The sequence below is a fragment of the Muribaculum intestinale genome (assembly GCF_002201515.1).
Classification (GTDB): Bacteria; Bacteroidota; Bacteroidia; order Bacteroidales; family Muribaculaceae; genus Muribaculum; species Muribaculum intestinale.
In genome coordinates this window covers 675451-700423 of record NZ_CP021421.1, presented here as the reverse complement: position 1 = coordinate 700423, position 24973 = coordinate 675451, and the positions used below count along the sequence as shown (strand labels likewise).

22 protein-coding genes and 1 tRNA gene are annotated in these 24973 nt (G+C 46.5%); 6 read left to right on the top strand and 17 right to left on the bottom strand.

Annotated features, from left to right (window positions below; translation table 11 throughout):
- Positions 1–645 precede the first annotated feature (645 nt).
- Both ADH68_RS03050 and ADH68_RS03045 read right to left on the bottom strand, forming a co-directional pair.
- A complete protein-coding gene (locus ADH68_RS03050) occupies positions 646–1650 on the bottom strand; it encodes an aldo/keto reductase (protein WP_068959862.1) in 1005 nt (334 codons plus the stop codon).
- Positions 1651–1673: 23 nt separating this feature from the next.
- On the bottom strand, positions 1674–4664 hold the full coding sequence (locus ADH68_RS03045) for a tetratricopeptide repeat protein (RefSeq protein ID WP_068959863.1): 2991 nt from the start codon (positions 4662–4664) through the stop codon (positions 1674–1676).
- Positions 4665–4994: 330 nt separating this feature from the next.
- Between ADH68_RS03045 and ADH68_RS03040 the strand changes: the two genes are divergently transcribed.
- Together ADH68_RS03040 and ADH68_RS03035 are read left to right on the top strand one after the other, a co-directional pair.
- Positions 4995–5067: transfer RNA gene (locus ADH68_RS03040), tRNA-Phe, on the top strand.
- Positions 5068–5513: 446 nt separating this feature from the next.
- Positions 5514–6791 (top strand): site-specific integrase, encoded by a 1278-nt coding sequence (locus ADH68_RS03035; RefSeq protein ID WP_068959864.1) that lies wholly within the window; start codon positions 5514–5516, stop codon positions 6789–6791.
- Between the two features lie 402 nt (positions 6792–7193).
- Here ADH68_RS03035 and ADH68_RS14200 read toward each other — a convergent pair whose 3' ends face one another.
- Positions 7194–7316, bottom strand: a complete 123-nt coding sequence (locus ADH68_RS14200; RefSeq protein WP_256359322.1) for a hypothetical protein — start codon at positions 7314–7316, stop codon at positions 7194–7196.
- A gap of 270 nt (positions 7317–7586) precedes the next feature.
- On the opposite strand from ADH68_RS14200, the gene ADH68_RS03030 reads away from it, so the two are divergent.
- The 4 genes from ADH68_RS03030 (at position 7587) to istB (ending at position 11693) form a co-directional block, all read left to right on the top strand.
- Positions 7587–7739, top strand: a complete 153-nt coding sequence (locus ADH68_RS03030) for a Cas9 inhibitor AcrIIA9 family protein (protein WP_084273905.1) — start codon at positions 7587–7589, stop codon at positions 7737–7739.
- 142 nt (positions 7740–7881) lie between these two features.
- Positions 7882–9126 (top strand): site-specific integrase, encoded by a 1245-nt coding sequence (locus tag ADH68_RS03025; RefSeq protein ID WP_068961955.1) that lies wholly within the window; start codon positions 7882–7884, stop codon positions 9124–9126.
- Positions 9127–9271: 145 nt separating this feature from the next.
- The gene (istA, locus tag ADH68_RS03020) at positions 9272–10873 is read left to right on the top strand and encodes an IS21 family transposase (RefSeq protein WP_068959738.1); all 1602 of its coding nucleotides are present in this window, start codon (positions 9272–9274) and stop codon (positions 10871–10873) included.
- Between the two features lie 37 nt (positions 10874–10910).
- On the top strand, positions 10911–11693 hold the full coding sequence (gene istB, locus ADH68_RS03015) for an IS21-like element helper ATPase IstB (protein WP_068961956.1): 783 nt from the start codon (positions 10911–10913) through the stop codon (positions 11691–11693).
- A gap of 58 nt (positions 11694–11751) precedes the next feature.
- On the opposite strand, the gene ADH68_RS03010 is transcribed toward istB, so the two are convergent.
- The 14 genes from ADH68_RS03010 to ADH68_RS02940 form a co-directional block, all read right to left on the bottom strand.
- Entirely contained in the window at positions 11752–12837 is a 1086-nt protein-coding gene (locus ADH68_RS03010; RefSeq protein ID WP_084273907.1) for a PHP domain-containing protein, read from the bottom strand.
- 94 nt (positions 12838–12931) lie between these two features.
- Complete coding sequence (locus ADH68_RS03005) at positions 12932–14221, bottom strand: ATP-binding protein (RefSeq protein WP_068961957.1); 1290 nt, start codon at positions 14219–14221, stop codon at positions 12932–12934.
- 582 nt (positions 14222–14803) lie between these two features.
- A complete protein-coding gene (locus tag ADH68_RS03000) occupies positions 14804–16561 on the bottom strand; it encodes a relaxase/mobilization nuclease domain-containing protein (RefSeq protein WP_068959865.1) in 1758 nt (585 codons plus the stop codon).
- Positions 16558–16938: a hypothetical protein gene (locus tag ADH68_RS02995; RefSeq protein ID WP_068959866.1), complete on the bottom strand. Its 381-nt coding sequence runs from the start codon at positions 16936–16938 to the stop codon at positions 16558–16560. Before ADH68_RS02995 ends, ADH68_RS03000 begins: the two co-directional genes overlap by 4 nt.
- Before the next feature lie 560 nt (positions 16939–17498).
- Positions 17499–18911 (bottom strand): DUF3987 domain-containing protein, encoded by a 1413-nt coding sequence (locus tag ADH68_RS02990; protein ID WP_068959867.1) that lies wholly within the window; start codon positions 18909–18911, stop codon positions 17499–17501.
- Between the two features lie 5 nt (positions 18912–18916).
- Positions 18917–19225, bottom strand: coding sequence for a helix-turn-helix domain-containing protein (locus tag ADH68_RS02985; protein ID WP_068961958.1), 309 nt, complete (start codon positions 19223–19225; stop codon positions 18917–18919).
- Between the two features lie 181 nt (positions 19226–19406).
- On the bottom strand, positions 19407–20354 hold the full coding sequence (locus ADH68_RS02980) for a DUF6043 family protein (protein ID WP_068959868.1): 948 nt from the start codon (positions 20352–20354) through the stop codon (positions 19407–19409).
- A 558-nt stretch (positions 20355–20912) separates the two neighbouring features.
- Entirely contained in the window at positions 20913–21113 is a 201-nt protein-coding gene (locus ADH68_RS13885; protein ID WP_133165744.1) for a hypothetical protein, read from the bottom strand.
- Positions 21104–21565 carry a hypothetical protein gene (locus ADH68_RS02965; RefSeq protein ID WP_068959871.1) on the bottom strand — a complete coding sequence of 154 codons (462 nt, stop codon included), beginning with the start codon at positions 21563–21565 and terminating at the stop codon, positions 21104–21106. The genes ADH68_RS13885 and ADH68_RS02965 overlap by 10 nt, the downstream gene beginning before the upstream one ends.
- Before the next feature lie 2 nt (positions 21566–21567).
- Positions 21568–22137 carry a pentapeptide repeat-containing protein gene (locus ADH68_RS02960; RefSeq protein WP_068959872.1) on the bottom strand — a complete coding sequence of 190 codons (570 nt, stop codon included), beginning with the start codon at positions 22135–22137 and terminating at the stop codon, positions 21568–21570.
- A complete protein-coding gene (locus tag ADH68_RS02955; RefSeq protein ID WP_068959873.1) occupies positions 22134–22937 on the bottom strand; it encodes a DUF4267 domain-containing protein in 804 nt (267 codons plus the stop codon). Before ADH68_RS02955 ends, ADH68_RS02960 begins: the two co-directional genes overlap by 4 nt.
- On the bottom strand, positions 22927–23484 hold the full coding sequence (locus ADH68_RS02950; protein WP_068959874.1) for a hypothetical protein: 558 nt from the start codon (positions 23482–23484) through the stop codon (positions 22927–22929). Before ADH68_RS02950 ends, ADH68_RS02955 begins: the two co-directional genes overlap by 11 nt.
- Positions 23481–24305, bottom strand: coding sequence for a hypothetical protein (locus ADH68_RS02945; RefSeq protein WP_068959875.1), 825 nt, complete (start codon positions 24303–24305; stop codon positions 23481–23483). The genes ADH68_RS02950 and ADH68_RS02945 overlap by 4 nt, the downstream gene beginning before the upstream one ends.
- Positions 24306–24316: 11 nt before the next feature.
- Positions 24317–24970, bottom strand: coding sequence for a hypothetical protein (locus ADH68_RS02940; protein ID WP_068959876.1), 654 nt, complete (start codon positions 24968–24970; stop codon positions 24317–24319).
- Positions 24971–24973: the final 3 nt, after the last annotated feature.

The following is a 24973-nucleotide window of genomic DNA, read 5'->3' as shown; positions in this document are numbered from 1 at the left end:
AATTTAAAATTTTAATGGTATGAACAAGATGATTAAATTTTTCAAAGAAGAGGTAAGTGCTTATACTCGTCATCTTGGTGCCCACAGCTACTTCCGTGTAACGGGAGATTGCACCCCGATGACTTCGGAACGTAACTAAGGGCATTTCTCTGATTCTCCACAGCGGTGGAGACATTGACGGGCGGCAAGATTAGAGCCGCCGACGCAAAATAGTCTAACACTAAATATTAATCCCGGAGGCAGAGCGGGCAGACTGATATCGCTGACAGTGATTTCTGTTTCTGTCGGCGATGGCTCCGAAAAAAGTCAGTGTTATGTTGAATATTTTTAAGAAAGTGTTCCATTGGTATTTTGAGAACGCTGCCGAGATGTACAAGTAATCTGTGCATACCGGAAACTCTCTTACTCACACATCTACAGTGATTTCCGCTGACAGGCAATTATTGGTGTCTTTTTATGACATGATATGCTTAATCGGAATCATTTCAGTAAAAAACAAGGAGATGTGTCGATAATTGCTGTCGAAATCCTATTGTGGATTATACATATGCGACATGCATTATGGACACAACTCCATAGAGAATCGTGAAAATCTCACGATTTTTTTTGTATATATGCATTCTATTTATGTGCGGGCACGTCGTATCAGCCTATTGCATTGTCGATAAGGGCAAGTTCTTCCTGTGTGAAGTCAGTATGCTTTATTGCACAGATTGTGTCGGCGAGCTGATTGATTGAACTGCATCCTGCTATTACGGATGTGACACGTTTGTCGGCGAGCACCCATGATATTGCCATCTGAGCAAGCGACTGTCGGCGTGATTCGGCTATGTCGTTGAGTTCGCGTGTGCGGCGTATTATTTCTGGGGTGATTGTGTCGGCCTTCAGAAATCGTCCTTGTGCGGCACGTGAGTCGGATGGCACCCCGTGGAGATAGCGGTTTGTGAGCAATCCTTGAGCGAGTGGCGAAAATGCGATGAATCCTACGCCAGCCTGCTGAGTTTCTTCAAGGATTCCGGAGTATACCGAGGAACGGTCGAGCATATTAAGACGGTCCTGAAACAGGAGACAATGTGTGTCGCGGCGGTCAAGATATTCGAATGCGAGTTTTGTTGCTTCGAGAGGCCAACGGGATATGCCTGCGTAGAGGGCTTTGCCTGAGCGCACGATATCGACAAGTGCCTGAAGTGTTTCCTCGATCGGAGTCTCCGGGTCAAAGCGGTGGATGTAGAATATGTCGACATAGTCGAGGTTCATGCGACGCAGGCTTTGGTCGAGCGAGGCCATGAGATATTTGCGCGATCCCCAGTTTCCGTATGGGCCGGGCCACATATCGTAGCCAGCTTTTGTTGATATGAACATCTCGTCGCGGTAGGGGCGGAAGTCGGTACGGAATATTTCGCCGAATGTCTGTTCGGCTGATCCGTATGGTGGGCCGTAGTTGTTGGCGAGGTCGAAGTGGGTGATGCCATGGTCGAATGCATATCGCAGGATTTCTCGTGAACGACTCAGTGGGTCGCCGGCGCCGAAGTTGTGCCATAGTCCGAGCGATATTTCAGGCAACAGTATGCCAGAGCGCCCGCAGCGGCGATAGCTCATGTTGCCATCGGAGTAGCGCTCGTCGGCCGGAGAATATACGGGGGGTATCATGTGGTTGTTATGATTATGGGCGGTTATTTTTTCAGACGAGTTTCAATCATCCGGAATATGTCGGCTTCGGAGCCCGGATAGTTTTCCCGCAGACTCTTTAGGTATTCGTCGGCTTCGAATGTGTTGCCTTGGCTACGTGATATGTCGCTCAGGAGTATGTAGCCTCGGGCGAGCCAGTACTGGTGGGGTGTGTTTGAGTCGATGAGGGCATTGACGGTACGTCTGGCTTGTTTTATGTTGCCTTTGTCGAATTGCTGCTGGGCAAGATGGAAAGCGGACATGGCTCCATAGAGGTCATCGGTATCGGAGGCGAGTTTTTCCCATTCGGCGGCAGCCTGTGCCGTGTTGCCCTGTTGTGCGAGCGCGTATGCCCGGGAGTAGAGCACTTCTGTGCGCCGGTCGGTCGACAGGGCTGAAGATGACAGCAGTGCGTCGGCGGCCGCTATGACATCGGCATGATGGCCGAGGTCGCGCGACACGCGCATTATGCCCAGACGTGCGGCCTGTATGTTGCGGGCCCCTGATGCGCTTGATTCGAGCGTGCGGAATGTTGCCAGAGCTTGTTCGGCGTTGCCCGATTCGAGTTCTATTTCGCCTTTTATGGCAAGACCCTCTTCTGATGCCTCTGAATGGGGGAAGCGTGTCACAAGTGTTGTGGCGTAGGTGAGGGCCTCTGAGTGATTGCCGTTTTCCAGCGAGGCTGTGGCGAGATAGTTGAGTGCCTGCGGAGCGTGTTGTCCTGAGGGGAAACGGTCGATATAGTCTTTCAATCGGTCGGTGGCTCCTGAGGCGAGATATGATTTTTCGGCCGACTGGAATGTCAGCTGGTCTATTTCGGTAGTGTCGAGGCGCGGGGCGTCGGGTACGCTGGCTATGAAGGCGGTATACTGGTCGAGGCGTCCTTCGTCGGCGAGAATGCGCTTGAGGTCGTCGGATGCTACGCGAGCTTCGTCGGATGTTGGATAGGAGGATATTACCTTTTTATATGTGGCTATGGCGTCGGATGTGTGTCCGAGCGACATCTGGGTGATAGCCATCTGCAGGTATCCGTTGCGACCTTGTGATGTGGCCGGATATTTGGCCACGAGACGGGAATATACGCCAAGAGCTTCGTCGGAGCGGTTGAGTGCAAGGAGGCTTTCTGCCTTTTCGAGCAGGGCTGATGCCATGAGTCCGGATGTTGGATAGGTCTGCATCATTTGGTCGAGCATGTCGATTTTCTCGTCATGGGCGCCGGATAGTCCGCGCATTACGGCTTTCTGGAATAGCGGGTAGTCGCCGGTGGCCGGATTGGCCGACAAAGCACGGTCATAGTTGGCTGCTGCTGCATTGAAGTCTGACGAGTAGTATTGGCAGTCGGCTATGCGGCAGTATGCGTCGGCCGTTATTCGAGGCTCTGCGGATGATTGTCCGGATGCATCGATTACTTTCTTGAAGTCGGCGAGTGCTTCGTTGTAGCGCCGTTGGGCAAATCGGGTGTATGCAAGGTCGTAGAGGGCGATTGTGCGGTTGGGCGAGGATTTTGGTGCGGTGCGCAGATATGAGGAGAATGCAGTGGCTGCGTCGGGGTAGCGTCCGAGTCGATAGAGGCAGTCGCCAATCCATAGCTCGGTCTCTGCTCCCATGTTTTTGTCGGCTTGCGGAGCGAGTGCTTTGGATTCGCGGAATCGCTCGAGGGCTTGGGTTGTGCGGTTGTTTGCGAGGTCGCGGGATCCGAGTATGTAGAGCACTCGTTGTTTTGCGGCGATGATGGCAGGAGTCGGGCGGCTTATGGCGTTGATTGATGCGAGGGCCTGGTCGTAGTTGCTGTCAGTAATGTAGCCTGTGACGAGATACTCCTGTACTTGTGGGGCGAAGCGTGAGTTGGGGTACGTGCGCAGGAAGTCTTCCATCAATGCCACCGAACTGCCGAATGGTGTGCGTCCGCCTTCCATGCGTGTAACGGCATAGTTGTAGAATGCTGTTTCGCGCACTGATGGGTCGTAGTCGAGACGATAGGCTTTTTCCAAAGCCATGATGGCTGCGTCCATGTTGCCTTGTTGTAGAAATGCTTGTCCGATATAGAGATAGGCCGACTGTCCGATGGCATCGGGCTGCTCGGTGACGGGGGTAAGTAGCTTTACGGCACGGTCGAGTTCGCCCTGCTGATAGGCGTTTATGCCTAATATATATAATGCTGATGGCTCGGCCTTGTCAATAGATGTCGTGTCAAGATATCGCTGAAGATAACTGATGGCTTCCGGTGTGTCACCGGTCTGGTATGACGATTCGCCTGCTATACGGAGCATTTCGGGGGCGTATGGCGAGTGTGGACTCTCGGAAATGGCGCGTCGGGCCATGGCGAGAGCCTGGTCGTAGTTGGCTTCGTGGAATGCTATCTGAGTGAGGAAATATGGGGCCTGGTCGCCTGGTGAGGAGTATTTGTCGACAGTGTCAAAAAGGTGCCGGGCTTCGGCGTATTCTCCCTGGGTGTAATATATGTAGCCCTGATAGAACCTTGAGGCGTTGGCATAGACGGGCGAAGAGGTCAGCGCGGCAAATCCGGCAAGAGCCTTGGAGGTGTTGCCGAGCATCATGTCGCAATAGGCTGTGCGGTATATAAGGTCGTCGGCGAGAGCGAGGTCGGGCGCTGATGGAGATATAGCATTGTAGGCCGATAGGGCCTCGCGGTAGCGCCCTTGATAGAAATCGCAGTCGGCCAGCGCTATGCGGGCTTTTAGGGTCTGGGACGTGGCCGGGTAGGCTTCGATATATTTCTGGAGAAGGCCGCGTGCGCTGTCGATGTTTCCTTCGCGAAGGGTGGCAATCGCTTTACCCCAGGCGATGTCGGCGTCCTGTGTTGGGGTAGGGGAGGAGTGCCGGGCAATGTCGAACTGGTCGATTGCACCCTGGGTGAAGTCGTTGCGGAGGAGAACTATGCCGCGTTGCAGACATCCGTCGGCAAATGGCGAGTTGATTTCGGCGGAGAGAGTCAGTGCGGCGGCGAGCGAGATTATAGTGAGTTTTCGTTTCATTATCGCGAATAGTTGAATAGATGGCTACACGTCGGCCATATATCATATACATATATATATATGAGGATACATGTGCTGCGGATTCGTCGGATGAATTTGTCTGATGAGTTTATGGTTATGAAATCATCAGACATGTAGAATGTTATGACAATTCATGCACTCCGGTATGTATCTCTGATATAGAGCGTATTGTAGTAATGCAAAGATAGCGAAATTGTGGAAAGATACAGACCTAAATAAAAATTATTTTAAAAAATATCTTCAAAGACTTGCACAATTGAAAAAGACTTCCTACCTTTGCAACGTAAAACGGCAAAAGACCCAATGCAAGGTGCCATAGCTCAGTTGGTAGAGCAAAGGACTGAAAATCCTTGTGTCCCCGGTTCGATTCCTGGTGGCACCACAACCTAAAGCCGAAAGGCGGTGTAAAACACTGAATATCAGCGATATTCGGTGTTTTTCGCATTTTAGGGGTAAGGCAAAACGCTCAATCCACACCAATCCAGCAGGGTAGCAAACGAGATTTGGTGGAGCAAGATTGAAATCCACACCACCCCACGGCTTGCTATCTATCTGCAATCACGCATTTTACAACATTATGCCCAAATTCTTAAAAGGATCCTCTGTGAAGAGATAATCAACAGAACTTTGACAAGGCGGAGCCACTCTGAAAATTTTTTTTGAAAAAATTTCTCCCGGCGGTGGTGTAGAAATCGGTGGAGCCGAAATATCCACTGAACAATCTCCACCGAAACAGCGTTTAGATACTATGTTTCAACGAGTTATTTATCAAAATCTATATCAGTTTTGCTCCACCGCGTCGCAAACCTTTAACACAAGAATTTGGCAATGAGAAGCAAAACCAATTTCCGTGTGTCTTTTTTTCTTAAAAAGACCAAGCTACTCAAGAGCGGAGAAGCCTCTGTGAGTATGCGTATCACTGTGGACGGACAGCGCGTAGAAAATAATATCCGCAAAAGTATCCTTCCCAATCTGTGGGATCAGTCAAAGGAACGTGCGAAAGGCACGAGCAAGACTGCCGTTGACCTCAACCGTTTTATCGAGGAAGCCCGCATCAAAATCCACCAGATAATAACCGAGCTTCAGCAGAACGGCGAGGAAATCACTCCCGCTGTGGTTCAACAGCGTTTCTACGGCATCGGACAGGTTCGCAAACAGGAGCGGACAATCCTTCAAGTAATTCAGGAACACAACGAAGAAGCGGAGAAACTAATCGGCAAGGACTTTGTGAAGATTACCGTCAGACGCTACGAGTCGATGAAGCGTTACCTCTGCGAAATGATAAAGGAGAAATACGATGTGCCCGACCTGCCCCTTTCGGATTTTACCGGCGAGGTAATCCGCGCCTACGAGGTCTATCTCAAAACGGAGAAAGACCTTTGCCAGAACACGCTTATCCGCTACATGAAGGCGTTGAAGAAGATTACAAACCGCTGCATCGCCAACGACTGGATACACAAAGATCCGTTTGCCGGAATTAAATTCCGCGAGGAACCCACCGACCCGGAGTTTCTCACTATCGAGGAAGTCAACCGCATCTATGAATGTGATCCGGGAAGCAAGCGATTGGAGGTGGTGCGTGATATGTTTCTGATGTCGGCGTTCACTGGCCTTGCCTTCACTGATGTTTCCCAGCTTACCGAGGAACATATCGTGACCGACAACGAGGGGAATAAGTGGATACGCAAGCCCCGTCAGAAGACGCGCCAAATGAGCAATATTCCCCTGCTGGATATTCCTCTTGAAATAATAGAGAAATATCGCGGCGACAAGAAGGCGGCGAAAAAAGGTGTGTTGCTCCCCATTCCGAGCAATCAGGTGATGAACCGCTATCTGAAAGAGATTGCCACAATCTGCAAGATTGACAAGTATCTCACCACCCATGTGGCCCGGCACACATACGCCACCGTCTGCCTTTCGCAAGGCGTTAGTCTGAAAAACGTGTCGAAGATGCTCGGACACGCCAGCGTTAAAATGACCGAGCGTTACGCCAGAGTGCTTGACTCATCAATCCTGCGTGACATGAACAGCATCAGGGACACCATGAACCTCGGCAAACCGAAAAAGCAGAAGGTCAAGGAAGAATCAGACAAGGAAGCAATCTGAGCAGTTCTGCATTAAAAGATAAAGGAGATGATATTTCCCACACGGGGTATCATCTCCTTTAATTGTTTCATACCGTTTGAAAGCGGAGAGAGGTGTGGCAGTCAGCCATGAATGGACCAAGACCGCCACGCCACTCTCCGCTTGTTGTTGCAATCCACGGGCATAGACAATGATGTGAAATCATAGACTATGCCTTATCGGGATTGGACTGTGCCATTATCAGTTTTTCAATCATTCTTTTTCAGAGGGTTCAGAACCATCGGCAACACTGACGGTTGCCGGGTCTATATGTTGTTTCGGGCTGTCATATCGGGGGTACCGTTTTCAATCATAGCATCACAATAACAGATGGGCAAGTATAAGTAGCTCGCCTGATTAAACGTATGGCTAAGGAATGTTCATTCAGTCATGGAAAAATCTCCACGCTCCTGCGGAGGTAGTATTTGTTCCTGCCTGCCTGAACATTCCTTTTTTGTCGCCATACGTCATTGAGGCGTCGAGCAACTCATACAGCCACACCGTCATTGGACGCATGGTTAAAAAAAAGTACCCACCGATATGACAGCTACAAAACAACATAGAAATTTAGGTCGAAGCGAAGCTCACCAAACCTCCCATCAATACCGCATAATCAAAGGGTTGGCGAAAGTGGTTGGTTGCATAATCGGCTTAATAGTGGCTCTGATAATGTGGGTTGTAGTCCGACCGATACTCCGAGGTGTGGGGTGGCTAATCTCCATACTGACGATGATAGCGATAATCTATTGGTTAATGACACTCTAAAATATTACGACTATGGCAAACAAGAATGAAAACAAAGGTACTATGGCATTTGCGGACACTATCCGTCACTACCTTGAAAAGAGAGCCGAGAATGACGTGCTTTTCGCCGTCAAGTTCGCAAACCCCTCAAAGTCCGTAGAGGACTGCGTGACCTATTATGAGTAGAGGCATATTATGAGAAGTACTATCTCCAGTTCATTCTGTATTCATTTTATTTTAAGTCAACTCCCATCATTACTTGACATAACAACTTCTCATAACTATATTTACCATGGGTAATATTGCCCTACAACACAACGGTAAATTTATGAAAGAAGAGAATCTACAGCATCTCATTTCGAGATGTGAGGCTTTTCTCCGAGACACTCGCTATGCCGCCATATCCATACGGAATCATATCAGACGATGGAACAGTGGCATAGCGCAGTATCTGAGGAGCAAGGGCCTTGACGATTATTCACCTCCGTTGGGGGATGAATATCTATGTTCCATACAGGCTCTTGGTATATATACTGAGGGAACTGTAAACGAATATCGCAGATCTGTCCGGATGCTTAATGATATGCTTTTGCTCGGGCATATCAGAAGGTCAAGTAAAGTTCCTGTGAAATATGACTTTAGTGGAGAGATTGGCATGGAAATGCTGAAGTTTATAGATTCACAGAGACGTTTGCGCAGAGCAGAAAAAACGATTGTCCACCATCAGCGTAATTTAAGCTATTTCCTCGAATATCTGGTTCAAGGCAAGGCACTCGTACATCCAATGGAGATAACAGAAGGGGATATTGTGTCTTATATAGGAGTTTGCTCTAATAAAGTAAGCGCAAGATATTCAATCAGAATGCTTATGTCTTTTTGGCATGAGCATGGAGTAGTCTTAAATGACTTCGATGAGTTTTTTCGCGCTTTCAAAGTCAGGCGTAAAGAGAGAATCCCTTCGTTCTATCCATCTGAAGATGTCGAAAAAATCGAGGAATCCGTCAATCGCAACTGTGCTCTTGGGAAAAGAGATTATGCAATCATCCTATTGGCTTCAAGGCTCGGACTCCGCGCGTCAGATATAGCCACGTTGACTTTTGATGAGATTGACTGGGAGAACAATCTTATCAGGAAAAAGATGGTAAAGACCGGCAATTCCATAGAGTTGCCACTTCTGTCGGAAGTCGGGAATGCCATAATCGATTATCTTAAGAATGGTCGTCCGAAGTCGTCGGCTGTGAATTTATTCATACTACACAGGCCCCCATATACATCCCTAAGTGCCTATGCAGTTTGCAGTCAGATAAACAGGCTGATCGCACTCAGTGGTGTGAATGTCATAGGGAAGCATCATGGCCTACATTCACTCAGACACTCTCTTGCCTCTGCACTCCTAAAACAATCAACACCGATAGAAACAATATCCGAGGTTCTGGGCCATCAGAGCTGTCAGTCGACTATGAGCTATCTGTCCATAGACATGGAATCGCTCCGGCAATGTGCACTTGAAGTACCGCTTGTCCCGGATACATTCTATAATCAGAAAGGAGGGACATTTTATGAGCGACACTGATTATAAAAGCGTTCTGGCTCCATATATGGCTGCATCTAACATTTGAAAAGGGACCCAGGTAGAGCAATTGAAAAGGGACCCACCCCATGGGTAAGTTCAACCGGATATCGTTGATTAGAAAGAACGACATCAACGATTCCACAAAATGCTACACATGGAGGAAAAAACATCCATTATTCTGTCTCATCGCCGCGAGGGGATGAGCATCCGCGAGATAGCGCGCCGCAACGGCATGAGCCGCAAGACCGTGCGCAAGTATCTGCGCGAGTTCGAGAGAGAGGCCGGCCCGTCACCGACAGAGCGGGAGGTTGACGATTATCTGCTGACCAGGCCGAAGTATGACAGCAGCGGACGCGTCAGGCGTGTTGTGACCGATGATGTCCGCCGTCGCATCGATGGTTTTATCGCCCGCAACCGGGAGAACGTCGCTGCCGGATTGCACAAGCAGCAGATGCGCAAGCTCGATATGTGGCGACGTCTTCAGGACGATGGCGTGCGTATCGCCTATTCCACAGTATGTCAGTATGTCCGTGCGCTGGAGGCAGCGCCGAAGTCGCAAGAAAAGCCTGCAAAGGCATATATCCGTCAGGACTATGAGCCTGGATTCCGTTGCGAGTTCGACTGGGGCGTGCTTACCCTGTGGATCGGTGGAGTCAGGACTCGCCTTCACATGGCGGTATTCACCCTCGACCACAGCAATATGCGCAAGGCATATCTGTTTTCGCGCGAAGATACCCTGGCTCTTATGGAAGCCCACCGCAACTGCTTCCGGGAGTTGGGGGGCACCCCGCGCGTGATGGCCTATGACAACATGCGTACCGCCGTAAAGAAGTTCCTCGGGCGCGACCGCGAGCACACGGATGCGCTGCTGCGCATGGAGGTACACTACTGTTTCACACCCCATTTCTGCAACCCTCGCTCGGGATGGGAAAAAGGCAAGGTGGAACGTTCGGTGGAATATATCCGGCGTCGTGCATTCTCGTTCGAGGTCCGGTTTGACTCCCTGGATGCCGCGCAGACGCATCTGGCGGCAGTCTGCGACAGGCTCAACACAGAGGCGTCCAACATGTCGGCGGAAGAAAAACGCCTGCGCATACAGGCCGATCTGGCGGCGCTACGTCCGTTGGACCACGGTGACATCGGCTGCTTCGAGCAGCGGCTGTACCGCGTCGGAAAGTATTCAACGATAACCGTTGACGGAGTGCACTACTCTGTGCCCGACCGTCTGGTGGGCTCGCAGGTGGCGGTAAAGCTGTATTCCGAGCGCATCGTGGTGCTTTACGGACGCGACAAGGTGGCCAATCATGCCCGAAGCCGACGCTCCGGCGACTGGGTCATCGACCTGATGCATTATCTGGGTACATTCCTGCGCAAACCGGCCGCTCTGGGGCGGTCTGTGGCTCTGCAACAGGTACATCCGTCGGTGGCGGCGCTTTACCGCGAACACTTCCGCGAGTCTCCGCGAAGCTTCATAGAACTGCTTGTGTTCACCCGCGACAACAATCTGGCATACACTGACATCGTCCGTGCCGCCACAAGTCTTTCGTCCCGCGGGCTCCAGCGCCTCTCATCTGAACAGATACAGGCTCAGATGATCTCGGCGGAAGGACATATGCAGTCAACCGCCGATATCGCGGCAACGAACGTTCCCGACCCGCAACAGGCTGAAATAGAAAGTTCGGCAAGCCATACCCTTGACATGCTTTCATCATTTATGGAATATACCCGCGCATCGCAGGCAGACTGAATACCCCCCCAAAAAACAACCAATACACTGAATGACAATGACAGACATACATGAAACAGACCGTGACGGACTTCGGGAGCTCATTCGCTCATGCGCTTTCGACCTTAAACTCCCGCTTGTGCGGCGCGACATCGACCTGCTTATACAGCAGAGCGCCGACGAACAATGGAACCTATGGCGGTTTACAGCCGAACTGCTCCGGCGCGAAAAAGAGAACCGCTCTGAAAACCAGCGCCGTCACCGCATCAAAAACGCAGGGTTCCCGCAACTTCGCTATCTTAACGAAATCGACACCGACGCTCTGCCCGCCGATGCCCGGAAAGCGCTCCCGACACTCGAGACACTCGACTTCATCAAAAACGGACGCAACCTCATTCTATACGGCAATCCCGGAACAGGCAAGACTCATCTGGCGACAGCTCTCGGTATCGCCGCATGTAATGCCGGACACTCGGTGCTGTTCACATCCGTGCCAAGACTGCTCACGCAGATACGCGAGTGCCGCAACGCTTTGACACTCCGGTCGCTGGAAAACAAGTTCGAGAGATACGACATGGTCATCTGTGATGAGTTCGGATACGTCTCCTGCGACAAGGCCGGCGCAGAGATGCTCTTTAACCATCTCTCCCTCCGCACCGACAAGAAGACGACCGTCGTCACAACCAATCTCGCCTTCAACCGCTGGAACGAGATTATTGACGACAAAGTACTGGTCACCGCAATGGTAGACCGCCTGACCCACAAGGCTATACTGCTTAACATGACAGGCAAATCATACCGCATGAAAGAAACTCAGGAAATGATGACTCAACAAATATAATTATCTTTGCATCCCCATCCCGGGTGGTCCCCTTTTCAAATGCTATCCGGGTCCCTTTTCAAATGTTAGATACATTGTATGGTTTTGGCATTCTGAACTTTGCAGGTGTCAAAAATGCCCAGTTCTGATTTGTAGAGTCAGCACATAACGCAATAATATCAGTAAGGGCACTCTTGCCGCTCCCCTTATTACCAATAATTGCGACTAAGCCTGGATTTAATTGAATTCTAATACTATCGAACCACTTTTCAGGCATAGTGGCACCCGAAATACGTCGAATCTCTAAAGACCGAATAAATTTATCTGGATTTCTTTTTATTCTTGCTAAAATTTCAGGTTCTTCAAATGATATTCGTTCCGGTTCAGCAAGAATTTGTCTCAATCCTTCAAATGTCAAATCTGCTTTTATCCAGCATGCATTAGTTCCGACCTCGCTTACTTCATGAGCATCGGAAGTTGTTATAGATGGTTTCCTAAATGTTTTTTGATAAAATCCAGCTTCCTTAGGTTTCGTTAAATCACAAATATCAATATAACCATCCCTAAAAAGCTCTTCTTTTACTGGGCCTAATGAATCTTCAATCGAAACATTTTTTTTAGATTTACCTTCATGCTTCATTTCTTCATCAATACTGTTTGACTTTGAACCTGCATGAACTGTTACGATTCCTCCATATTTATGGATTAGATTGGCTGCGTCCTTAAAGTTCACCTGTACGCGAAACATCCCATCCTTAAAGTAAGATGCCTCTGGCAATCCATCTTGTTTGAGGGATTCTCGACCAATTTGTATTATTCTTGAGCGAGATATACCCAATTGATTAAGAACGTTTTCCTTTAAAAATTCTGATGTAAGAGTTATTCCATTGAACTCATCAGGGAAAAGACCTATCATATGGACAGATGCCCTCCCATATTCAGTCCTAAATTCAACCCCGGAAATTACTGTTACGCCGGCGTCTTTCGCCAGCGTTTTCATCATATCTACATTATCAACTGTATGATGATCTGTTATAGCGATACACTTTATATTTTTTGCTATAGCTTCATCCAATATATCCTGACAGGAACCCTTACCGTCAGAAGCATCAGTATGAAGATGTAGATCCCATTTATTCCATAGTGATCCTATAGGATTATTCATAGTTTTAAGTTGCTTTTTTGTTTGATTCTTCGCTCGTTCTAACTTATCTATATCATTATTAAGAATAGGTCAATATTGACTGAATCCTAAATAATTAATCTCTCAGGCACCCGATTGGTATTATTTTCACACCGTCCTCGCGTGTATATGCCATTTCTCCGCCCGTTAAGACAATAAGCAAGTCCGGTTCACGAAGTTTAATTTGCTTCTCCGCCATATTCTTTTCCGTTATAAGATGTTTGATTTCAATGAGGTGCTTTGCCCCGTCCTCAATCTCGCGACTACCAAGTTTGCATTCGATTAACGCATATCGTCCGTCATCAAGGTGCAATACGGCATCAGCTTCAAGTCCAAGACGGTCATGGTAATATGACAATCGCCCACCCAGTGCCTGCGAATATGCTCGGAGGTCACGAAAACACAGACACTCGAATATGAATCCGAAGGTGTTCAAATCAAGTTCCAGACTTTCTGGTGACGCACCTAACGCGGCCACCGCAATAGAGGGGTCAACAAAACAACGTTTCTTGCCGGTTCGGATAACAGTCTTGGAACGAATAGCAGGGGACCATGCCTCTATATCATCAATTACAAAGAGCTTCTCCAAAGCACATACATAATCATCAAATGTAGGCATGGATATTCCTTCCATTTCTTCAGATACATCAGCAAGCATGGAGGTTTTCTTTGCTAAAGTACAGATATTTCGTGCGTAGGATCGAAGAATGAGCCTTGCCAATGCAGGATTTCTTCGCGTTTTATCAACTCTTGAAATATCCTCATTACATATCACATCAATATAGTCTTTAGCAATCAGTAACTTAGCTTTGGTGCTCATCTCATCGAGAGAAGCGGGCCACCCGCCACGGCAGGCAGCAAAAATCAGTTGCTCAATAGATAATTGTGAAATTTCACCATCAATCTCATAGTCCGCCTCATTAAATAATCGCCCCAAAGAGATAGAGCCATTGGATTCAAGAGACTCGAACAGGCTCATAGGGTACATAGCCATTTTGGTAATGCGACCTGTTCCCGTGTGCATTATTTCCTCATCATCTATTACTGTCGAACCAGTCAGAATAAACTGTCCCTTCTCTCTGCGTTCATCAACCGCATGGCGAACTGCATCCCATATTACTGGGGCAACCTGCCATTCATCAATAAGCCGAGGCGTTGCACCCTTGAGTAATAACGATGGCTTTGTTTGAGCGGCAGCCAAATATCCCGCCCGACGGTCAGGATCCTGCATCTTAATAACACTTCCCGCCCGACGTTCTGCAGTAGTTGTCTTGCCACACCACTTGGGTCCAGCTATCTGTACGGCGCCGAAAGCCTCAAGCCTCAAATCAAGAGTCTTGTCGGCAATTCTATTCAGATACTTCATCTCTTTCATAATCACCTACAAAATTAGGGATTAAATCTGACACCACCAAATTATTTTGTGTTTTTGAATTATTTTGTTTTGTGATTTTGAAATAAATCACTTTGTTAAATTGAATTAACACAAGCCTGATATTTGGTGGAGTGGAAATAAATTCGTAACTTTGCAATCACAGAGAACTTTTAGAATAAGGGAAGATGTTGCGAAGGTGTTAGATTGCCGGAGCAAAACGCCCCAAATCGCTAAAATATAGCAGTGTAGTCAACGGAGTTTTTCTCCTTTAGATAGCCGGTAATTATCTGATAATCAAATTGATACTATATTCAGAACAATTCTGGTGGCACCACCCAAGCAAAGATTAAATCGCTAATTCTCACAGAGTTGGCGATTTTTCTTTTAGTCACCACAGGGCGTAGTCACTATAATAGTCACTATCTAAATCGCTATAAACCACGATAAATCGGCTTGATTAAACTGTATTAAAAAGTAGCGTTTAATTCTAAACCCAATTAAATTCTACATTAAATTCTCTGCAAAATAATAGTGACTATCGGCGTGGTGCGCTGAGATAGTCACTATTTTATTTTACATTGTAAGTCGTGTGCCGGACTGACGGTCATCAATGTCGTCGTAGCGGGAGCTGTTGCCGACTTCGTGCTCGCGCTTGTAGCCGGAGGAGCCGGAACTGACATTGAGGGAAGAGAGTGCGTTGGCAAGATTGACTGTAAAAATCTCCGATATTTCCTGGGAGTAGTCCTGTGGACGGGAAGGGAGAATACGGACTCCGGCTTTGGATTGGGTATTCTGTTTTATCCTGTCTTTAACCGCCTCGGCATCCTTTCGAGTAAGATGCAGCATGGCTATTGACATCAGGAAACCCTGTCGTGCCTGTTCATCGGAATGGAGAGAACGGAACTTGGATTCCTCCTCCAGAGTTAATTCGATCAAAGGCATATAGACGTCTGTCAGTGCCAGGTGGAGGCAATAGTTGCCGTTTCTATGTTTGACAACGGCCATGCCTTTTATTCTCTCTTGATGGTTGTGTATCGGATAGCGCATGAGATATTCGGTCAGTATCTCCTCGGAGAACATCGTGGCCGCTATTGTCAGGCCTACATCTTCGCGCTCGTCATCCTTTACGCCGTTATACCATGCGTACTGCCTCGGTGAGATTGGCTTGCGGTACGTCGGACCGTCTTTGACATTGATGAGCATATAGTTCCCTCTGCTGCCTTTGCCCACCTCGACAGTGAACAGGTCGCGGTACACGTCAAGCGGTGATGGTTTCCTTTGTGGCTTGATGACGAAGTCTATCAGCTCCGACAGTTTCATCACCTTGCTGCCGTCGAAGGCTATCTTTTCAGCATGGTCGATTACACTGTATCCTCTTACCCTGCCGTCCTTGTCCTTCTGGAAACTGATGTCTATGCCAAACTTTGTCTTGAGAACATCAATGAGAGTCTGTATGCGCTGACAATTCTCCTCGCTCAACGGTTTGCCGTGGTTGTCAAGTATTTTGCGGATGTCGGTGTTCAGCTTTGCCTTTACCGGCTTTCGCTTCTTACCTTTTGACACTTTGACATTATCGACACTTTGACATTTTCCCTCGGCTATCTCGCTCTTGTATTTCCGGATTATGGAGCGGAGCTGTGTAGCGCGGTCTTTGCGATTGGGGCTGTTCCTGGTGATTCGATTGAGGATGTCACCGATAGCGATATTCCCGGCGTCGCCTCCACACTTGAACAGTCGGTAGCCGTCGAGCGATTTCTCTATCTTGTAGCCGTGAGTCTTGACGATATTGGCAAACTGACCCTCCGTTTCATAGTCGTAACAGAGAATCCGGTCAATATCTTTTTTGATGTCAGGAGATAGTATGCGGTTGGCGCACTCGTTAAGCCTGCGCCTGTCCTGATGGTCTGATATGGCATAACCGTTTGGCTTTATTCTCGTCGAGAGAATATGCACATGGTTGTTGCCGGTATCATGGTGGGCGTAAACAAAATACGGCTGACGGGCATATCCCATACCCACCATAAGCTCTCGCGCAAAGTCGGTAAGTTCTTCCGGCGACATGGCGCGTCCTTTCACGGAGGCCGACACGTGGAACTGGAAACGTGTTGTCTTTGTATTGCCGTAGGTCTTAGAGTTTTCTTTCATATACCTTTCGACTTCAGCCGAGGCATCAAGGCCGAAGCGGTGCAGCGTCTCGACATTGTGACGCAACGCCTCGCTGACGTTCTCCATCGCCATAAGGGTTGCCACGCCATCAGCAATCTTTTTCTCGTTATATCGAGCGCCGGGGAAACCGCCGCCGGACACATCGTTGAGCTTCTTGACTATCATTTTCCTGATATTATCATGTTATAGAGGTATGTCAGCATCTGTTGGATTTTATCTGTACCCTCGCAAAACTGACCGAAGGGAAGAAGATCTGCCGCCCGCAACGAGTAAGGATTCATTTTCTGCTGCTCATTGATGTGCTTTGCAACCTGATTGGTGTTGGTGCCGGTTCTTTCGATGAGCTTGATAGCGGACTTGATCAAAGCAATCATACGGGGATTGTCTCGGTCAGCCATCGGCTGCTCTTCATATTTGAGTGTGGCACAACGTACAAACGCACTCAGATTACCGTCGGTGTATCGGTCGGCTCTTGACTGCATTTCTGCGTGGGTCTGCGAATCGACACGTATTTTTATAGTGATGGATTTTTTATCCGACATAGAGATTAACTTTTTAAGATATTATGGTTTGATAGATTGGTTGATTGAATATCTGATACAATGAAGACTATATGACTTGGAATCCTGATTGCTTGATGATTTGATGAACTGATACCTTGATGATATAATATCTGGTTGTCTCGATTGTCTGATTATCCAATGCTCCATTACCCGATGACTTATTGTCCAATGGCTCATTATCATATTATCCAATGTATCGATTATCCAATGTGACGATGACCGATTAACCGAAGTATCACGGTTCATGATAAATGTGTTGCTTGATAATATATCAACCGCAGATTTTCAGTTTTTCATCATTCATTTTTCAGTCTATCATCGTTCACGGACAATGTATCATTAGATAAAAGACTGCGAGTTTCGAGCGGGATTGACCCTCACCTCGGGGGAGGCGGGATAGCCGTTGTGGACACAATCGGCATATCTTGCAAAGCAAGGTTTATACTCCAAATCAGGCGTGAGCAACCGGGGTATCTCAGTCAGTTCGACCTCGGTCGAAAATGTCATAATGTCAAAAGTTCATAGTGTCAGCGCATGGGTCATATTTTGCGATAGCAACCGTGTGACTTTTTCTTCACGAATCCTCGGCCTCCGTCTCTCAGGAATCTTTTGACCGAGGATTCCGAGATTCCGAGTTGCAGGGCTTCCCTGACTGCCTCGGCTGTGGTGAACGAATCCCTGAGGTTTCCGAGTAACTCGGTGAACCGGTTGTCAAGGATACCGGTTTCAATCTCCGGTGCAATCCGGCTCTCCATGTTTCTGAAATATTCGGTGAGCCTGATGGCGAGTTCGGCAGTTCCCGGTTCAATTTTATCCATGCCCGATTCTCCACAGATACAGTGCATAATCTGTATGACCAGGCAGAAGCGGACGAGATAAGTTTCCAGTTTGCCGCACAACGCTCTTACAGCATCCGAATCCGTTTCAGCATAAGCCTTGTTATTGACCTCGTCTTTCCACTGAATTATGCGGAGCTTCGACTCTTGGGAAAACAGTAGCTCTATTGAGGTTGCTTTTCCCTCTTGGTCTGTTGAAGGAGTAGCGGCTACCACCTTTCGGATAATTCGCTCCCATTCTTCAAGAACGCTGTCAGGCATGGCGGTGTCGTTCCACGACGGCATCTTGTCAATTTCGGGATAGACTTTCAGGAATCGAGATGAAAAGCCGTTCATCATTCGCTTGCCGCCGAACTGTTCGTCCAGACGACCAGGCTGTGTAGTGCCAATAATAGAACAATAGGGATTGGCGAGGAAGATATGCTCGTTGTTTGACTTTCGGCTGTACTTGAAAGGCGTACCGCTGAACAGACTGAGAAAGTAGCCCTCGTCCGAACCGTTGTAGCGGTTGAAATTGGAAAGAAGGCTGTCTATCTCATCCTTGTAAATCAGCACTCCGCGCGGATTGTCGCGCAACGTTCCGATAAGAGCCTCTACAGTGGAGTCAACCACTACATGGCATTTTCGCTGAGGCATCTCCATTTCTTCAGGGAGAGAATGTCTCTCACGCTGCTTTGCCGACATGCGTTCCCATCGGCGGTATGTTTCCATCTCCTTGCAGTAGATCATGTCATACTCTCCGTCGAGTTTGAGGAGAGGTGCGACCGCCTGTTGCAATGGAGGTGTCTTGCCACAGCTCGGCGAGCCGACAAGCACCATGTAGATTATCGGTCGGCTTACCCATCCTGTCATGAAGCGGACTGACCAAGTGTTGCCCATAGCAGCCGCGAATACTGTAAGGAATGAAGCCGAAGTGAAATCGACATTATAGTTCTCATACTCCTCAAGAGCCTCTATTATGTCGCGGATTGCTTTCGGAAATATCTCCAGAGGGAAAGAAGGAGTTTCGGTAGTTTTACCGGAATCGCTGGTAAAGGCAATGCTATCCTCCTCGATCAATCCACATCCGGCTTCCAACGGAAAGCGTGGATGGTTGTAATAGCCATTCGCTTTCATGATGCTCAGATATTGATGTTACGTTGTCCGAGGGCTTTGCGTACCTCAGGGTACATAATCTTGTTGCCGGTCTTGACAGGTTTGAGGATACCTTTATTTGCCCAGTGCCAGAGTGTGGCATCGCATACGCCAAAGAGTTCCTTTACCTCGGCTTTGGTGAGCATACGTTCTTTTTTGGCTGCCTCGACCATCGAGCCGAGTTCATCCTTTGCGCGGCGGATCAAGTCCTCCGAAAATGCCTTGAGGTCTTCGGCGTTCATCTCCACCTTGACATGGGCCCGACCCTCATTGAGCATATCTAATAAATCCTGCATTTTTGTTTCGATTGCCGACATTGTTCGACGCTTCTACTGGCGGCATAAGACAGAAACGCCACCGCTCCGAAATGGAACGATGGCGCAAAATTATAGCCGAATTTACTGAAATAAGAATAATTATCTGTTCGTTCAGTTCGCGAACTACAGAACGAATCAAACGAATTGAAAAGAGGCTATTTCAGTCTACTCCATCTGGGTCAATTCGTAAAACATCGGTCTTTATAGAGTCAATAGCGAAGCGATGTTCTGGCTCGTCTTTGATAAATCGCTTACGATTGGGAGATAAATCTTGTAGCGTGTTTACGCTCTTCTGCACCTGACGCTCGCCGACGATTTTGCATTCAGGGAATGTGGCGGATAATATCTCGACAAATCGTTTGACAGGTGTTGACGGATCCAGCTCGCCAGACTCGACAAGTGCGACATATAAGTGCGCTATGTCAACGCCACGGATATGTGTTTCTATCCATTTGCCAATGCGCTTAACAATCTCACTGCCGTGAGATGCCAAAAGGGAAAGAAGGTCATGAGATAATTCTGCGTTTTCTGTAATTTTAGCAGTCGGTTTAGACTCATCAATACCCTCCAACGCCCAATCAGCCAAATTGCCGTTATCTACACTCATGCGATAATCAAGATACTCCTTCAAATCCTTGCGCGAGCGTCGTTTATCCTCTACCTCCCTCGCAAGAAATGTCTTCATGAACTTTGCAAGCTGCCACTGGTACTGTTTGTTGTCAATCGACTCTGCCGCTTCCTCAATATTATCTATCATCATTTCAGAAGAGCGTCCATATTTGAGCCATGCGGCAAAGGGCAACCGGTATTTAGCCCATTCGCTCCCTTCTGCCTGTTCGCCAAATATCTTCTCAGCAAAATCCGACTCTTGAAGAATCTTCAAAAGCTCATCCAAGTCCAGATTGTCAAGGTCAATCATATTCTCCAATCGCTTCTGAAACTCCGGCGACGAAAGAAATGCTGCTGCACCCAACAAAAACACCTCCAGCGAGTCCGCTTCGCCCATCGCCGCAGCAAACTCGCCATATTCCTGCGGATGCTCCTCCATCCACATCTTCAAATCAATCTTTCCATCCTGACTGCCTAAGTTATCTTGCTGATTTTTCATAGTGAAATTTCTAATTCATAAACTAATAACGCGCAAAGGTCAAAAAAAGATAATAGTACTTTGAACGATAACAGCGACAACACATAAGTTCCGCCAAGCAGTGCAGTATCTTCAATCCAACCCTCGGACAAGCAACACCCGACCATGAGAACGAGCAACGCTCCCCGCGCAATCCAAAATACATCCAATTTATGTGTCATAGTCGTTTTGAAATAAGCGAATAAATTTTCGTCACAACAATATATGGGATAATTGAGATTAACGAATACATTATCAAAAATAATATCAGGTAATCTGAATGTGTTGTGGATTTATTTAGATTGGGTAAAAGAAAACAGATTGCAACAGATAGGCTGTTAGCTATCCAGACCGACAAAGAAAGTCTGATAATACTTTTCCTAAACCACTTAAATGCAATGAATCCACTCAACAAACTACATAATAGGAATATAAACGTATAGTATATGTCCCATTCCATATACAACATACTATAACCTGTTCCTACTGAAACAAAAGCTTCAAAAGCCACAAATATCCAAAATCGTTTATCGGTCAGTATCATATTTGTTCAAGATAAGCAACAATTCGTGAAAAAGAAGATTTCATCTCGATTGTGAAATCCTCTTTTTTCACTATTCGTTGATACATTCGTTTAATATTTTCGTAATCAGCATTTTTGGAGAGTTTGGCAGAAATTAGTCCAACCATACAATGAGTATCAAGCCCTGAACAATATGGGCTATATTGTTCTATTGGCATAGTATTGAATTGATACTGTCATATTGAGAGATAAAATCCAACGCAATAGGAAGTAATGGCGACAGCCCCATATCAAGCCGGTTATAGTCGTCCGGCTCATCGTCTGAAAGAATAAAGCGGTCTGTTTTGACAATCTGCGTTTTCCATCTTAAATCCGGATTAAATCCTTGCAGTTTTATTCTTTGAAGCAATAAAAGATTGATAAATGCAGAATGGTTCAGAATGAAGCCACAGTCATTGCAGATTGTAGTTATCTCTCCATAGTCCACACTGACATACGGAAATATGTTTACCTCAAAACCCCATGAATGATAAGTGAAAAATATTTCATCAGTACGACTGCCGGCTTTTCGACTCAATGCAAATCGACCCCTGAGGATCTTGAAACCTTTAGCTGCAGCGAATGGCTCCAAGGTGGAGAAAATATGTTTTTTAACGTCCTGTATCTTCATAATCACATCCTGTTTATGGTAGTGTGAGGCATCAGAACCTTTGATAAATCAATACCTCCGCGGAAATCTACGTCAGTAAGACTGGCTTCGGAAAAGTCAACATCCTCCAATCGTCCTTTATTAGACACTAAAAATGATAATTTATTCCCATAATAATAGCTGTCGAACTTCGGCCCGCAAAACACGCATCCATAAATCTTTCCGACAAATTTGCACTTTGAAAATGACGCGGCAATGAATGCGGTATTGAAGTCGCAGTTAATGAACGTACAACCAATGAAATCTGCAATTCCGAGACTTCTTAATTTGACATTTTCAAAAGTGCAACCCATATAGACAGTTTTCCGCAACAAGACAGAAGTCCGTCCACCCATAGAGAAATGTTGTAACTTACCTCCTTTGAAAACACATTCTATAAATCGACACCCTCTTGCAAGGACATCTGAAAAATCACATCCAAGAAATTGGCATCGCTCAAATTTCTTTTTAGTCCACCACACGGCAATGCCTTCGTTACAAAACGAGGTGCGCTTAAAAACCTGATTGCTATATTGTTTATCGGTCAGTTTCATTTAGTTTCATTCCTTTTTTGCGCTTCAAGAAATTCCTGTTTGCCAGGAAAAGTCTGTGCTCCTAAGACACCGGCACTAAACTCGAAAACAGTAGAGTCATTATATACTATCAGGCACGGATCAGCGTTTATGCTGTCCTGCTGGTCATGCGAGAGAGGATGATTATAAAGGCGATATGAGTACATTCCCATATTCATACGTCGGAATCGGATAGTTGAATATTCCGAATCGGGATAATTGTTGACATCTATCCCTATACAACCTAAGTAGTCCAAACGTTCTTTTAGTTGCTTTTTTTCAAATTCGTCCAGTATATCGGATTGGGGCATAGATTGTGGCATATCTCCGTTATCAAATTCAACAACCAGTCGTGTGCTGTCAGGCAGCATATCGCGATAACGACCTACTGTATTCCACATCCAGAAAACAGGCTCTCCGTTGTAACATTCAGCCATAATGAACGCATCGCATCTCATAGGTGGTCTATTAAGTAGAAAAACTATACCCCCAAGGATTAACAGATCGGCGATATGGAACCATAAAAGAATCCTGTCGGCTTTTGAGTGTCGCCTTACGGCCTTTACAAAAGAATAAATCCAAAATCCGATAAGCGGAATTATAAAGAGGAATACGAAAAACAATAACACAATGACGCCGACCGCCCGAAATTCATCTTTATCGGCAGATGCAATCAAAAATACAAGCAACCAAACCGTGACAACTGCCACAGAAAGATACCGCATGAATCGGCTGAATCGTTGTCGTTTATTTATAGGCTTGCTTATCCCGTTATTCTCCATACTCAATGTTGTGGTTTAGTGCGTATTCTTTGGCTTTTTCTTTATCAAACGAATCGTCAAGGGGGAGTATTGCCACGCCATCCTCTGTTGTTTCGCCATTATCGAAATCTCCGTAAATCACAATAGCTCCGATGGTGTCCAACGGGGTAAAGGATTTTGGATGAATAAACTTATATCGCTGTTTCTCTACTTCAAGCAGACCCTTCTTTTCATAAAGAATGGCACTGTCGAAGCCTATTATCTCTGACGGTTCCTTCATGATATATTTGTCCGTTTCGCAATACACGGCATCAAACGTCAGGAATGTAAATATTAAGCCTACAACTGAGAGAAGCATCCAACCAATGGCATATATCCGTGAGATAGTATTATACACCGCTTTTTTACCGCGAATGAAATATACCGCACAACCCGAAAGGGCGGTAATCCAAAATAGTACATAGCCTAACCGCCAACGTAACTGCAAACTGTTCAACACCACAAAGAGGAACAGTACCAGCATCACGGCATGAAAAGCCACCAACAATATCTTTTGCCAACGCTTCATGGCTGTTGTTTTATTGGAGCCGGTCTAACAGCTTCGTTTGGTATAACGTTTTCAAGCATATATCTGACGGAAGTAGAATACAAGTCTTGTATAACGACATCAGGCACATAAGAAATAGTGATATAGTCATTCGAGGGTGCGTCAAGTTGTTTCATCTGGGTTGGAGCGAAAGCCCAATCATTAATTGTCAATAAAATGCAATTATGTTTTACGCGAAATTTTCTAAATTCCATTGAAAGGTCATCGGATTCTCCTTGATACAGCGAAAAGCTGATTACCGGTCTACCTGATGGATCTTTATCTATACAGGCATGTCCGATATGAGCGACAAATTTATAGTCCGATTCGACAATTGCTGCTAAAAGAGCCAGCCCCTGTTTGTCATTTTCAAATAATCCAAACTTCCACTCATATCCGTGTGGTAAATCAATAGATGATAGATTGCTTTTGATTTGCGAGATTTCCTCAAACGAAGTATCCAAATAGTAACATAAAATCCAATTCCCTTGAAATAAAGCTTCTTTTGGAGTGTCTAATAGTGCTTCTACAATCCTGTCAACGTCATTTTGAGGGAATGTAAAGACATTTGCCACCGGGCAGGCAGTCATATCCCAGTGAACTGCATACAGACTTTCATAATCATATTTCAGCGTATCCTGACGGCAATTATCATTGGCTTTCATTGGGATAGCCAATACTGCAAGGAATAATGTAACAATCACTCCAACAAAAAAGTCGCCTATCTTCTTTCGTTGATTCATACCTTCTCTATAATTTTGCAATCCAATATTCCTATCATATTTCGGCACATCTATTTCCATGACGTCTGCAATTATTTTGTTGGAAAAGTCTGCTCCATAACGCTGATTATCTCATCCAGTCGAGGGAAATAGTCCATTATATTTGGTTCGTGCCTTTCAGCCATTTTCAGGACTTGCGCCAAGATCAATGCTTTGACTGCCGGATAATCTTCAGGCGATTCAATACGTGTTAGTGTAAGATACTCAAACGCCCAGTCTGCACCGACATCGGGTAATGCTCGCTTACCATCCAATATGGGTATAATCTCGTGTTCAAACATATCATGCAATGACGTGTATGATTGAAATACTATGCCGGAACAGTCGGTAAGTGTGCCACAGAGCTTTGAGTATTCGCACTCCAGATAGGCTTCTGAAATCGTAAACTTATCCTGTCTGCCAAGCATATTTCCGGTAAATCCGACAGAAGGATTATCCTGTTGGGCTTGCGGTGATTTTACATTATACGGCTCAAACCATTTCAATAGAACATCAAAACGAACCATATAGATAGGATAGATGATAAGCACTCCCTCCTTACTCCAATGGTCTAATTCGATATGCCGTCGCAAACCACCTTCTTGTTTAATAAAAGAAGAATCACGTTTACGGAACTTAAAGCCTTTGAGAAAAGGCTCTGTCTTTAGCCGCTCAACTATGGTTAAAAATAATTCTTTGTTTGTCATATG